This window comes from Mycobacterium sp. TY814, assembly GCF_030755175.1.
In the GTDB taxonomy this organism is placed as follows: Bacteria; Actinomycetota; Actinomycetes; order Mycobacteriales; family Mycobacteriaceae; genus Mycobacterium.
The window spans coordinates 993014-1005245 of the sequence record NZ_JAUFRY010000001.1 but is presented as its reverse complement, the minus strand read 5'-3'; the positions used below and the strand labels follow the sequence as shown (position 1 = coordinate 1005245).

Sequence of the window (12232 nt, the reverse complement as noted above, 5' to 3'; positions counted from 1 at the left end):
TACTAGCGTCTCGCATAGTGAGATCACCAGCCCGGAGGGATCCGCGAGCCGCGAATGGACGAATCGAGTTGAAGATGGCACCGCAGGCAGCGCAGACGCACAACCCACCTGATGCCGGCCGGCCCCGCACGTTGGCCGAGAAGGTATGGGAAGACCATGTTGTGGTGTCCGGCGGCGACGATGCGCCGGACCTGATCTACATCGACCTTCATCTGGTGCACGAGGTCACGAGTCCGCAGGCATTCGACGGCCTGCGGCTGGCCGGCCGGCCGGTGCGACGGACCGACCTGACGATCGCCACCGAAGACCACAATGTGCCGACCATCGATATCGACAAGCCGATTGCCGACCCGGTGTCCCGCACACAGGTCGAGACATTGCGGCGCAATTGCGCCGAATTCGGTGTGCGGCTGCACCCGATGGGCGATATCGAACAGGGCATCGTGCACGTCGTCGGACCGCAATTGGGTCTCACCCAACCCGGGATGACAATTGTCTGTGGCGATAGTCACACATCCACCCACGGTGCATTCGGTGCAATCGCAATGGGTATCGGCACTTCCGAAGTCGAACATGTGCTCGCCACCCAGACGCTGGCGCTGCGACCGTTCAAGACAATGGCGGTCAATGTCGACGGTCAGTTGCCCCCAGGGGTCACGGCCAAGGACGTCATCCTCGCGCTGATCGCCAAGATCGGGACTGGTGGCGGTCAGGGGCATGTCATCGAATACCGCGGCAGCGCCATCGAATCGCTGTCGATGGAAGGCCGGATGACGATCTGCAACATGAGTATCGAAGCCGGTGCCCGGGCCGGGATGGTGGCCCCGGACGACACCACTTTTGAATTTTTGCGGGGCCGTCCGCATGCGCCCACCGGTGCCGACTGGGATGCGGCGCTGGCCTACTGGCAGCAGCTGCGTACCGATCCGGGAGCGGTTTTCGACACCGAGGTGTACCTCGACGCCGCTTCGCTCACCCCGTTCGTCACCTGGGGAACCAACCCCGGCCAGGGGGTGCCGTTGGGTGGCAGCGTGCCCGATCCCGAGCTGATGACCGATGACGCCCAGCGTCAGGCAGCTGAGAAAGCGTTGGCGTACATGGACCTTCAGCCGGGGACGGCGATGCGCGATATCGCGGTCGACACCGTGTTCGTCGGGTCATGCACCAACGGCCGGATCGAGGACCTGCGGGTTGTGGCCGATATCTTGCGTGGTCACAAGGTCGCTGAGGGTGTTCGGATGCTCGTGGTTCCGGGCTCGATGCGGGTTCGCGCGCAGGCGGAAGCCGAGGGTCTCGGCGAGATCTTCACCGCCGCGGGCGCCGAATGGCGGCAGGCGGGCTGCTCTATGTGCCTGGGCATGAACCCGGATCAGCTTGCGCCGGGGGAGCGCTGCGCCGCGACCTCCAACCGCAATTTCGAAGGGCGGCAGGGCAAGGGCGGTCGCACGCACCTGGTTTCGCCGGCCGTCGCCGCAGCCACCGCCGTCCGCGGCAAGCTTTCTGCGCCGGCGGATTTGAACTAGCCGACTTGAATTCACATTGAGATTTAGGGGAAGAGCATGGAAGCCTTTGACACCCACACCGGCATCGGTGTGCCGCTGCGCCGGTCCAATGTCGACACCGATCAGATCATTCCCGCGGTCTACCTGAAGCGCGTCACCCGAACCGGTTTCGAGGACGGCTTGTTCGCGAGCTGGCGGTCGGATCCGTCATTCGTGCTCAACCTCAGCCCCTTTGACCGTGGCTCGGTCTTGGTCGCCGGGCCGGATTTCGGCACGGGGTCTTCTCGCGAGCACGCCGTCTGGGCGCTCATGGACTACGGATTCCGGGTCGTTATCTCGTCCCGGTTCGGTGACATCTTTCGCGGCAACGCCGGCAAGGCGGGGCTGTTGGCGGCCGAAGTGGACCAAGATGGCGTCGAACTTCTCTGGAAGCTGATCGAGCAGAGCCCGGGGCTGGAAATCACTGTCAATCTTCAAGATCGAAATGTCACCGCGGGAACAGCGGTGCTGCCGTTCAGGATTGACGATCACACCGCCTTCAGATTGCTCCACGGACTGGACGATATAGCCCTTACGCTGCAGAAACTCGACGAAATCGAAGCCTTCGAGGCGGCCCGTCCAGGGTGGAAACCGCGTACTTTGCCGGCCTCCTGAAGGGCCGGACAGCGCCGAATTCGGGCGCTAATCCGGGGGCATTTCTCAGTGGCGCCAGCGGCCAAGGGCGGCAATCGGATTGCCGAAATGGTCGGTTCCCGACCGCAATAGCGGGCTGAAATTGCGCGTGGCTCTTGGCAATTTGCCAGTTGAGGGATTACCGTAGTGCACTAGTCGGTTCCAAAAGAGGACCACTGGCCTCGGAGGGTTGGATGAATAAAGCAGAGCTCATAGATGTGCTCACACAGAAATTGGGCTCAGACCGTCGGCAGGCGACCGCCGCTGTCGAGAATGTCGTCGACACGATTGTGCGCGCCGTCCACAAGGGCGACAGCGTCACGATTACCGGTTTCGGTGTCTTCGAACAGCGTCGCCGCGCGGCACGCGTCGCCCGCAACCCGCGCACCGGTGAGACGGTGAAGGTCAAGCCGACGTCTGTTCCGGCGTTCCGTCCAGGAGCTCAATTCAAAGCGGTTGTGGCTGGCGCACAAAAGCTCCCGGCCGAGGGCCCCGCAGTGAAGCGTGGCGTGGTCGCCAGCGCGGCCAAGAAGACGGCTGCCAAGAAGGCTCCGGCCAAGAAGGCTGCCACCAAGGCTCCGGCCAAGAAGGCCGCCACCAAGGCTCCGGCCAAGAAGGCCGCCACGAAGGCTCCCGCCGCCAAGAAGGCCGCCACCAAGGCTCCCGCCGCCAAGAAGGCCGCGACCAAGGCTCCGGCTAAGAAGGCTGTGACCAAGGCTCCGGCTAAGAAGGCTGTGACCAAGGCTCCGGCTAAGAAGGCTGTGACCAAGGCTCCGGCCAAGAAGGCTGCCACCAAGGCTCCGGCCAAGAAGGCTCCGGCCAAGAAGGCCACGAGCACACGGCGCGGCCGCAAGTAGTCAGCTCACACGAATACCCTCCGGCGGGCAGCGATGCCTTCGGAGGGTATTCGCTTGTCAGGCGCGCACGTTCGCGGCCAGCGCGCCGCCGATGTGGTCGGCGGCGATGAGCCGGCCGTCCGACAACGAGAGCACCCAGGTACTGCCTTTGAGGTTGCGTGACTTGTCGGGGCGCACTCCGTCGCGTTCGCACCACCATGCGATCAGGTCCGGAATCACCTTGCCCTGCGTACAGATCACGGGTGTTCCGGCGCGTTGGGCGATCTGCAGAACCCGCTGCCGACCGCGTTTGGCGTTCCTGGCGTACGCCTCCTCGGTCAGGTGTGGCTCGTTGTGGATCTCGACGCCCAACTCGGCGGCCAGCGGCTCCACGGTCTGATGGCACCGCACGCGATCAGCCGCGTAGACCCGGTCGGCGCCGAACGCCATCAGCTGACCGACCAGCGCTTCGGCCTGGGCGCGGCCCTTCTTGTCCAGCGGCCGCTTGGTGTCGTCACCGCGATACCGTGACTTGCTGCCGGCGGTGCCGTGCCGCACCACTAGGACGGTCTTGGTGTCCGGTGGCTGTTTGACGAACCGCCGCAGGACCTTTCGATCCGGTGCGTAGTCGAGCTTCTTCATGGCGTCGGCCACCGGCAGCCAGATGAGCTCGTCGACCTCGTGTCCGGGAGCGAACCTGCCGCCGGTGCTGCGTGCCGCCCAGTAGTGCACCCGCTTGACGCCCTGGTCGATCGGGTAGGTGATGGTCGTTAGACATCTGCCGAGATGACTGCGGTGGCCGGTCTCTTCGAGCACCTCGCGCACCGCGGCGACCGCCGCGGTTTCGCCCGGATCGACTTTTCCTTTGGGCAATGACCAGTCGTCGTATCGCGGTCGGTGAATGACGGCGATCTCGACCGACTTTGCCGGGTTGCTTTTGACAGGTCGCCATAACACCGCACCGGCCGCGTACACGACCCGGTTACCGGGGCGTCGACGGTCCGACGAGTTCTGGATCGACACCTTCACTCCTGCAGATCAATTCGGCCAGGTCGCTCGTGCTGCTGCTGGACGTGGTCCCTCGGGACGCCACGGTATTACGGGCTGCGGTGTCGCTCCATGAGGGAAGCCTGATGGTCGCGCACGCTTTCACCCTCCTGCGGCGACGCCGTCCACTGGCCGTCGGAACCGAGTTCCCAGCACCGGGTGGCCGGGTCCAGCGCGGACTCGAACAGATCGTCAAGCTGTGCGGTCAAGCGCGGGTCCTTGACCTGAGCCATCACCTCGACGCGCCGGTCCAGGTTGCGGTGCATCATGTCGGCGCTGCCTATCCAGAATTCGTCGATGGCGTTGAAATGGAGAATCCGCGAATGTTCCAGGAAACGACCGAGAATGGAGCGCACGGTGATGTTCTCGGAGAGACCCTCGGCGCCCGGGCGCAACGCGCAGATGCCGCGCACCACCACCTCCACCCGCACGCCGGCCTGCGATGCCCGGTAGAGCGCGTCGATCACCTGCTCGTCGACCAGAGCATTCATCTTCAGCCGTATCCGCGCGTCATTGCCCCGACGGTGCGCTTCGACCTCACGTTCGACGCGATCGATGATGCCGGTGCGGATGCCGTGCGGGGCGACTAAGAGGTTGCGGTAGGTCAGCTTTCGTGAGTAACCGGTCAGCGTGTTGAACAGGTCGGTCAGGTCGGCACCGATGGCGGGATCCGCCGTCAGCAGCCCCACATCCTCGTAAAGCCGCGCCGTCTTGCCGTTGTAGTTTCCCGTCCCCACATGGCAGTACCGACGGATTGTCGGGCCTTCGCGACGCACCACCAGGCAGGTTTTGCAGTGTGTCTTGAGGCCGACAAACCCGTACACGACATGCACGCCGGCCTGCTCAAGGGTTCGCGCCCAACGAATGTTGGCCTGCTCATCGAAGCGCGCCTTGATCTCAACCATTGCCACGACTTGCTTTCCGGCCTCGGCGGCGTCGATCAACGCCCGCACGATCGGCGAATCGCCGGAGGTGCGGTACAGCGTCTGCTTGATCGCGAGCACATTGGGGTCGGCCGCGGCCTGTTCGACGAACCGCTGCACGCTTGTCGAGAACGAGTCGTACGGGTGGTGCACCAAGACGTCGCCTTCGCGCAGCGTCGCGAAGATGCTCTTGGGTGTCTCTCGCTCCGCGAAGGCGGGGTGAGTCGCCGGAACGAAGGCCCGGTCCTTCAGCGCGGGCCGGTCGAGGCCGTAGATCTGCCACAACGACGACAAATCCAGCAGCCCAGGCACTTCGATGACATCGCCGGGATGCACGTCGAGCTCGCGCAGCAGCAGCTCCAGCATGCCCTCGGTCATGTCGTCAGAGGCTTCGAGTCGCACCGGGGAACCGAATCGGCGCCGCGCCAATTCGCGCTCGAGCGCCTGCAACAGGTCCTCGTCGCGGTCCTCTTCCACCTCGAAGTCGGCGTTGCGGGTGATCCGAAACGCATGGTGCTCCACGATTTCCATGCCGGGAAAGAGCACCGGGAGGAAGGCGGCGATCAACTCTTCCATCGGCAGGAACCGGACGACCACCTGATCGTCCCCCTCGTCACCCTTGGCTTCAAGTTCGACGAACCGGTCGACGTTGTCGGGGACCTTCACCCGCGCGAAATGCTGAGTGCCGTCTTCGGGTTGCTTGACGGTGATGGCCAGATTCAGGCTCAGCCCGCTCACGAACGGGAAGGGGTGGGCGGGGTCGACCGCCAGCGGGGTGAGAACGGGGAAGACCTGCTCGTGGAAATACGTCGACAAGTGCTCTCGTTCAGCATCGTCCAGATCGGCCCACGTGACGATGTAGATGCCCTCCTCCTCGAGCGCGGGCAGCACCGAGTCGAGGAATACGCGCGAATGACGGATGGAGATCTGTTGAGTCTGCTCGCCGATGCGGCGCAGTTGTTCGCGCGGCGTCAACCCGTCCGCCGACCGGACCGACAGCCCCATCTCGTCGCGGCGTTTGAGGCCGGCGACCCGAACCATGTAGAACTCGTCGAGATTGGAGGCGAAGATCGCCAGGAACTTGGCGCGTTCGAGTAGCGGCATGGAATTGTCGTCGGCCAGGGCAAGGACACGAGCGTTGAAATCGAGCCAGCTCAGTTCCCGGTTCAGGTAGCGCTCTTCCGGCAGCGCGTCGATGATCGCCGCCGGGGTCGCGGCCGGAGGAGCCGCAGGAGCCGAGTCGCCAGGGTGCCAAGCGTGGTCGTCGGGACGTGCCTCTGCCTCTGGGGTGGCTTCGATTTCGGTCACACTGAGATCATTGCCTATCACCCGGCGATGCTGCCAGCAGTCAGCAGAGATCCATGCGCCGTTTGGTTGCCATTCACCCGGCGGTGCGCCTCACCGCGCGGAGCGGTGCGCGATAGCGCGTGCGGTGGCCGCGCCCACCCCGAGTTGGCGGGCGGCTGCAAGGTCAGCCGGTGTGTCGACGTCGCAGCGCAGGCCCGGCCAGGCGCCGGTGAGCTCGATCGCGCCCGAACGACGATGGCGCGCTGCGGAATCCGATCCGAAGTGCGGGTCCAGCCCGGTGCCGAACGCGCACAGCACCGCGGTGCCGGTACCGAGCCGGTCGGCGACGAAGCTGCGCTGGTGGTGGCGCGCCGCCGAGATCGCCTCGGCGAGTTCCTGGGTCTGCAGGGCCGGTAGATCACCTTGCAGCACAACGGTATTGGGGGAATCGACGGCGCGCGCCGCGGCGCTGATGGCGCTGTTGAGCGGGTCGGGGTCGTCCGGCGGCGTCGGGTCGTCCAGCACCCGGGCGCCGAGATCGGTGGCCGCGGCCGCCGCCGCTTGGTCGGGGGTGATGACGGTGATCGAGCCCAGGGAACCGACCCGGGACGCCGCGGTCAAGGTGTCGACGAGCATGGCCAGCACCACGCCCTCGCGCGTCGGCGCCGAGAACACCGGAGCCAGCCGGGTCTTGGCGGCGGCCAAACGCTTGACGGCGATGATCAATCCGACATCCCCGTGTGTGCCGCCCATGTGCTCATCCTGCCAGCGTTACGTCGGCGGAGGTGACGGCGGCCGGTCGCTGGGACTACTGTTTAGCGGCTGCCGTCGCGGTGACGAAGGCACACAGGGCACACAGCGACACATTAGGGGTGGTGGATGGCCGGCACGGGAACCGTCGCGGTGATGGGCGCGGGCGCATGGGGCACGGTGCTGGCCAAGGTGCTTGCCGACGCCGGGGGTGAGGTCACGCTGTGGGCGCGGCGCGCCGATGTCGCCAACAAGATCAACAAGACCCGGTACAACCCCGACTACCTTCCCGGCACGGTGCTGCCTGCCGGCATTCGCGCCACCAACGACGCCGAGGAAGCGCTGTCCGGTGCCACGACGGTGCTGCTCGGCGTGCCGGCTCAGACCATGCGCGCCAACCTCGAACAGTGGAACGGTATGTGGGCCGACGGCGCGACGCTGGTGAGCCTGGCCAAAGGCATCGAGCTCGGCACGCTGATGCGGATGAGCCAGGTGATCGTGTCGGTCACTGGCGTGGACTCCTCGCAGGTTGCGGTGATCTCAGGACCCAACCTGGCCAGCGAGATCGCCGAGAACCAGCCTGCGGCCACCGTCGTCGCATGCAGCGACTCCGGACGCGCCGTGGCGCTGCAGCGGTTTTTGAACAGCGGCTACTTCCGTCCTTATACCAATAGCGATGTGGTGGGGACCGAGATCGGCGGGGCGTGCAAGAACGTCATCGCGCTGGCGTGCGGAATGGCGGTCGGCGTCGGGCTGGGCGAGAACACCGCGGCGGCCATCATCACCCGCGGGTTGGCGGAGATCATGCGGCTCGGGCTGGCGCTGGGTGCCAAGGGCGCGACCCTGGCGGGGCTGGCGGGGGTCGGTGACCTGGTGGCCACCTGCACCTCTCCCTATTCGCGAAACCGCTCGCTGGGCGAGCGGCTGGGCCGCGGCGACACCATGCATACCGCACTGCACGGGAAGGACGGTCACGTCGTCGAGGGCGTGACCTCCTGCGAGTCGGTGCTGGCGCTGGCGTCGAGCTATGACGTCGAGATGCCGCTGACGGACGCGGTGCACCGGGTCTGCCACAAGGGTTTGTCGGTCAACGAGGCCATTGCTCTTCTTTTGGGTCGCAGCACCAAGCCTGAGTGAGTGACTCCGCGCCGCAAAAAGCAGTAGCGGCACCGGCGGGCAAGGGCCACCGGCGACTCACCCGCCAACAACGGCGCCGACGGCCAAGACGGCCCCAACGCCTAGTGAAACAACGCCCTGACGTCGCCGAACCGACCCCGACAGCCCCGACCCGGTAGCCTCTCCAGGTTGTGACTGCCAGCAAGCGCGTACGCGTCGCCGTCGTGTTCGGCGGGCGCAGCAATGAGCACGCCATCTCGTGCGTGTCGGCGGGCAGCATCCTGCGCAACCTGGACCCGCGACGGTTCGACGTCGTCGCCATCGGGATCACGCCGCAGGGCGGGTGGGTGCTCACCGACGGCGACCCCGCCGCGCTGGCCATCAACAACCGGCAGCTACCGGGGGTGAGCGCCGATTCGGGCACCGAGCTGGCGTTGCCGGCCAGTCCCCGATCGGAGGTTTTCGGGACCGTCGACGTCGTGTTTCCGGTGCTGCACGGACCCTACGGCGAGGACGGCACGATCCAGGGGCTGCTCGAACTCGCCGGTGTCCCGTACGTGGGTGCCGGTGTGCTGGCCAGTGCCGCCGGCATGGACAAGGAGTTCACCAAGAAGCTGCTCGTCGCCGAGGGACTGCCGGTCGGCGCGTACACGGTCCTGCGGCCGTCACAGGAGACGCTGCACCCCGAGGAACGCGAGCGGCTGGGCCTGCCAGTGTTCGTCAAGCCGGCACGGGGCGGCTCATCGATCGGCGTCAGCCGGGTGGCCAGCTGGGACGATCTGCCGGCCGCAATCGCCGCCGCCCGCAGCCATGACCCGAAAGTCATCGTCGAGGCGGCGATCAACGGCCGCGAGCTGGAATGCGGTGTCCTCGAAATGCCGGACGGCACCATCGAAGCCAGCACGCTGGGCGAGATCCGGGTGGCCGGGGTGCGCGGCCGCGAAGACGGCTTCTACGACTTCGAGACCAAATACCTGGACGACGCCGCGGAATTGGACGTGCCGGCCAAGGTGGACGACGAGGTTGCACAAGCGCTGCGCCAGTTGGCGATTCGCGCCTTCGAGGCGATCGGTTGCCAGGGCCTGGCCCGGGTCGACTTCTTTCTCACCGAAGCGGGACCGGTGATCAACGAGATCAACACCATGCCCGGTTTCACCACGATCTCGATGTACCCACGGATGTGGGCGGCCAGTGGGGTGGACTATCCGACCCTGTTGGCCACCATGGTGGAGACGGCACTTGCCCGCGGCGTAGGCCTGCGTTAACGAGCCGGTGCCGGGTCGATCGGCACCGCGGCGATGGTGCGGTCGATGATGCGCGAAATATCTTGAATCGGAACAGGTCCCGAGTTAGCGGGCAACGTCAGCGCCACGTACACCGGCCGGTCGACCGTGTACCAGGTGGATCTGCCCTCCTCCGCCGACCCTTCCTCGTTCACCTGAAACCACTGCACCTTGTCGACGACCTGGATCGGCGACCCCACCACGAAGTCGGCTGGTCGTTCGAGGCCGCAGCGCATGACGACCGGGTCGGTCGCGGTCCGGGTCCGCCAGGCGCCGGCTGCCTGCGGCGCCGGCTGAGCGAGTTCGGCCCGCTGAAAGTCGCCGAGCTGCTGGGGTAGTGCCGCCAGTAGCGCCTGGCAGGGCGGGCTGGCGGCCTGGGGAGCGGCCACGGTGGGAAGCGCGATGGGTTCTTGCGACGTGCGCCGGGTGGCAGCGAGCACCAGGATCGCCCCGATGGTCGCCACGGCCAGCACCAATGCGGCGATCATGACGGCGCGCGGCGGCCCGCCGGCGTCGGCCCCGCCTGTCACCTGATCATCTCCTCTGCGGTCCGGTGCTCCGTCGCTACTACACTGACGCCGTCCAGCCGAACGGGCAGGGACCCAACTTACCGCAGGTCGGACGGCCGTCCGAGGGGCATCACACGGCCGGAATACGCAGAGATGAGGTGACGTGCGCGACGACGGGGAGTCCCCGACACTGCAGCAGGTCGGTGAGTTCGCAGTGATCGAGCGGTTGGTGCGGGATCGCCGTCAGCCCGCCGCCGTCACGCTGGGACCCGGCGACGACGGGGCAGTGGTGTCGGGCAGCGATGAACGCACCGTGGTATCGATCGACATGCTGGTCCAGGACCGGCACTTTCGGCTCGACTGGTCGACACCGTATGACGTCGGACGCAAGGCGATCGCCCAGAATGCCGCCGACATCGAGGCGATGGGTGCGCGACCCACCGCGTTCGTGGTGGGCTTCGGAGCACCCGGCACAACCCCGGCCGCCCAGGCGGTCTCGCTGGCCGACGGGATGTGGGACGAGGCGGAAAGGGTGGGTGCCGGCATCGCCGGTGGAGACCTGGTCAGCTGTCCGCAGTGGGTGATCTCGGTGACTGTGCTCGGTGACCTCGAGGGCCGGGCACCGGTGTTGCGGTCCGGTGCGCGGGTCGGTGCGGTACTCGCCATCGCCGGTGAGCTGGGACGCTCGGCGGCCGGATATGCCCTGTGGTGCAACGGTATCGACGATTTCCACGGCCTGCGGCACCGGCATCTGGTGCCGCTGCCGCCCTATGGGGAGGGCGCGATGGCGGCGGCTGGTGGCGCCATGGCGATGATCGACGTCTCCGACGGTCTGATCGCCGATCTGGGTCACATCGCTACCGCGTCCGGGGTGGGAATCGACCTGTCCGCCGAAGCGCTGGAACCCGACCGCGACGCGGTGTCGCAGGCGGCGGCCGCCGTTGGTGCCGACCCGTGGGCCTGGGTGCTGGTCGGGGGTGAAGATCACGCGCTGGCGGCGTGTTTCGCCGACGCCGTGCCGCCCGGCTGGCGGGTGATCGGGCGGGTGATCGACGGGCCGGCGCGGGTGCTGGTCGACGGCAAGGTGTGGGACGGGTACGCGGGGTGGGAGTCGTTCCAGTCAAGTTAGGCTGGCGCGGATGACCGTCTACGCGATCGCCCAGCTGAAGTTCACCGACCGGGCTGCCTACGACCGTTACCAGGCAGGCTTCATGGATGTCTTCCGCCGTTACTCCGGCACCGTGCTTGCCGCCGACGAGGCACCTCGGGTAGTCGAAGGAGACTGGGACCGCGAGAAAGTGGTGCTCATGTCGTTCCCGGACGAGGCGGCTTTCCATGCGTGGGCGCAATCGCCGGAATACCAGGAGATTTCGAAGGACCGCCAGGCCGGCGCCGACACCGTGGTGCTCTTGGTGAAGGGACTGTCATGACCGCGCGCCCGCTGAGTGAACTCGTCGAACCAGGCTGGGCGACGGCGCTGGCGCCGGTGGCCGATCAGGTGGGCAAGATGGGTCAGTTCCTGCGCGAGGAGATCGCGGCCGGCCGGCGGTACTTGCCCGCGGGTCCGAACGTGTTGCGCGCCTTCAGCTTTCCCTTCGACGGTGTCCGGGTGTTGATCGTCGGGCAAGATCCTTACCCCACACCGGGCCATGCGGTGGGCCTGAGCTTCTCGGTGGCCCCGGACGTGCGTCCGCTGCCCCGCAGCCTGTCCAACATTTTCGACGAGTACAGCGCCGACCTCGGTTTCCCGCAGCCGTCCAACGGCGACCTGACGCTATGGTGCCAGCGCGGGGTGATGCTGCTGAACCGGGTGCTCACCGTGCGGCCTTCCACCCCTGCATCGCACCGCGGGAAGGGTTGGGAAGCGGTGACGGAGTGCGCAATTCGCGCTTTGGTTGGTCGCGATCAGCCGCTGGTCGCGATCCTGTGGGGGCGCGACGCGTCGACTCTCAAGCCGATGCTGGCCGAAGGTAACTGTGTCGCGATCGAATCGCCACATCCGTCGCCGTTGTCGGCGTCGCGCGGGTTCTTCGGGTCGCGGCCGTTCAGTCGTGCCAATGAACTGCTCACCGGGTTGGGGGCCGACCCGATCGATTGGCGGCTGCCGTGACGACGACCGTACAACCGGACCAAGTCGGCAGCATCACATTGATCGACCTGTTGGGCATCTGCGAAGTGCAGGGGCGTGACGGTTTGCCGTATCCGTTCTGGCGGACTCAGCCTGCCGCGGCCCCCGAGATGAACGCCGCCGGGGCGCTGGAGCGGTTCGACGGGGGAGACCTCAGTATTTTCCAGAAGTGGGCGTAA

Annotated in this window: 13 protein-coding genes; 9 read left to right on the top strand and 4 right to left on the bottom strand. The window is 66.5% G+C overall.

The window, feature by feature from the left end; genetic code table 11:
- The first annotated feature begins 74 nt into the window (after positions 1 to 74).
- The 3 genes from leuC to QXH22_RS04030 all read left to right on the top strand — a co-directional run bounded on the left by leuC (position 75) and on the right by QXH22_RS04030 (position 3031).
- The gene (gene leuC, locus QXH22_RS04040) at positions 75 to 1523 is read left to right on the top strand and encodes a 3-isopropylmalate dehydratase large subunit (protein ID WP_306241468.1); all 1449 of its coding nucleotides are present in this window, start codon (positions 75 to 77) and stop codon (positions 1521 to 1523) included.
- A 36-nt stretch (positions 1524 to 1559) separates the two neighbouring features.
- A complete protein-coding gene (leuD, locus tag QXH22_RS04035) occupies positions 1560 to 2156 on the top strand; it encodes a 3-isopropylmalate dehydratase small subunit (protein WP_306241467.1) in 597 nt (198 codons plus the stop codon).
- Between the two features lie 212 nt (positions 2157 to 2368).
- Positions 2369 to 3031, top strand: a complete 663-nt coding sequence (locus QXH22_RS04030) for an HU family DNA-binding protein (protein ID WP_306241466.1) — start codon at positions 2369 to 2371, stop codon at positions 3029 to 3031.
- 57 nt (positions 3032 to 3088) lie between these two features.
- Here the strand turns inward: QXH22_RS04030 and QXH22_RS04025 are convergent, their stop codons facing one another.
- From QXH22_RS04025 to cofC, 3 genes are all read right to left on the bottom strand, one after another.
- Positions 3089 to 4033 (bottom strand): NUDIX hydrolase, encoded by a 945-nt coding sequence (locus QXH22_RS04025; RefSeq protein WP_306274978.1) that lies wholly within the window; start codon positions 4031 to 4033, stop codon positions 3089 to 3091.
- A 74-nt stretch (positions 4034 to 4107) separates the two neighbouring features.
- Positions 4108 to 6309 carry an RNA degradosome polyphosphate kinase gene (locus QXH22_RS04020; protein ID WP_306274977.1) on the bottom strand — a complete coding sequence of 734 codons (2202 nt, stop codon included), beginning with the start codon at positions 6307 to 6309 and terminating at the stop codon, positions 4108 to 4110.
- Positions 6310 to 6378: 69 nt separating this feature from the next.
- The gene (cofC, locus tag QXH22_RS04015) at positions 6379 to 7020 is read right to left on the bottom strand and encodes a 2-phospho-L-lactate guanylyltransferase (RefSeq protein ID WP_306274976.1); all 642 of its coding nucleotides are present in this window, start codon (positions 7018 to 7020) and stop codon (positions 6379 to 6381) included.
- 126 nt (positions 7021 to 7146) lie between these two features.
- Between cofC and QXH22_RS04010 the strand changes: the two genes are divergently transcribed.
- Together QXH22_RS04010 and QXH22_RS04005 are read left to right on the top strand one after the other, a co-directional pair.
- Positions 7147 to 8154, top strand: coding sequence for an NAD(P)H-dependent glycerol-3-phosphate dehydrogenase (locus tag QXH22_RS04010; RefSeq protein ID WP_306241462.1), 1008 nt, complete (start codon positions 7147 to 7149; stop codon positions 8152 to 8154).
- 170 nt (positions 8155 to 8324) lie between these two features.
- The gene (locus tag QXH22_RS04005) at positions 8325 to 9398 is read left to right on the top strand and encodes a D-alanine--D-alanine ligase family protein (RefSeq protein ID WP_306274975.1); all 1074 of its coding nucleotides are present in this window, start codon (positions 8325 to 8327) and stop codon (positions 9396 to 9398) included.
- Here the strand turns inward: QXH22_RS04005 and QXH22_RS04000 are convergent.
- Positions 9395 to 9904, bottom strand: coding sequence for a DUF3515 domain-containing protein (locus tag QXH22_RS04000; protein WP_306244312.1), 510 nt, complete (start codon positions 9902 to 9904; stop codon positions 9395 to 9397). The two genes, QXH22_RS04005 and QXH22_RS04000, sit on opposite strands and share 4 nt — an antisense overlap.
- Before the next feature lie 184 nt (positions 9905 to 10088).
- On the opposite strand from QXH22_RS04000, the gene QXH22_RS03995 reads away from it, so the two are divergent.
- Genes QXH22_RS03995 through QXH22_RS03980 form a run of 4 tightly spaced genes read left to right on the top strand, consistent with a single transcriptional unit; the run spans position 10089 to position 12232 of the window.
- On the top strand, positions 10089 to 11054 hold the full coding sequence (locus QXH22_RS03995; RefSeq protein ID WP_306274974.1) for a thiamine-phosphate kinase: 966 nt from the start codon (positions 10089 to 10091) through the stop codon (positions 11052 to 11054).
- 10 nt (positions 11055 to 11064) lie between these two features.
- Positions 11065 to 11355: a DUF1330 domain-containing protein gene (locus QXH22_RS03990; RefSeq protein ID WP_306241458.1), complete on the top strand. Its 291-nt coding sequence runs from the start codon at positions 11065 to 11067 to the stop codon at positions 11353 to 11355.
- Positions 11352 to 12035 (top strand): uracil-DNA glycosylase, encoded by a 684-nt coding sequence (locus QXH22_RS03985; protein ID WP_306241457.1) that lies wholly within the window; start codon positions 11352 to 11354, stop codon positions 12033 to 12035. The genes QXH22_RS03990 and QXH22_RS03985 overlap by 4 nt, the downstream gene beginning before the upstream one ends.
- Entirely contained in the window at positions 12032 to 12232 is a 201-nt protein-coding gene (locus QXH22_RS03980) for a hypothetical protein (protein WP_306274973.1), read from the top strand. The genes QXH22_RS03985 and QXH22_RS03980 overlap by 4 nt, the downstream gene beginning before the upstream one ends.

What these genes read in the sequence shown, in the direction of transcription:
- leuD (WP_306241467.1), top strand. Translation starts at nt 1,560, where the DNA reads ATGGAAGCCTTTGACACCCACACCGGCATCGGTGTGCCGCTGCGCCGG.
- QXH22_RS03985 (WP_306241457.1), top strand. Translation starts at nt 11,352, where the DNA reads ATGACCGCGCGCCCGCTGAGTGAACTCGTCGAACCAGGCTGGGCGACG.
- QXH22_RS04030 (WP_306241466.1), top strand. Translation starts at nt 2,369, where the DNA reads ATGAATAAAGCAGAGCTCATAGATGTGCTCACACAGAAATTGGGCTCA.
- QXH22_RS04010 (WP_306241462.1), top strand. Translation starts at nt 7,147, where the DNA reads ATGGCCGGCACGGGAACCGTCGCGGTGATGGGCGCGGGCGCATGGGGC.
- cofC (WP_306274976.1), bottom strand. Translation starts at nt 7,020, where the DNA reads ATGGGCGGCACACACGGGGATGTCGGATTGATCATCGCCGTCAAGCGT.
- QXH22_RS03990 (WP_306241458.1), top strand. Translation starts at nt 11,065, where the DNA reads ATGACCGTCTACGCGATCGCCCAGCTGAAGTTCACCGACCGGGCTGCC.
- QXH22_RS04000 (WP_306244312.1), bottom strand. Translation starts at nt 9,904, where the DNA reads ATGATCGCCGCATTGGTGCTGGCCGTGGCGACCATCGGGGCGATCCTG.
- leuC (WP_306241468.1), top strand. Translation starts at nt 75, where the DNA reads ATGGCACCGCAGGCAGCGCAGACGCACAACCCACCTGATGCCGGCCGG.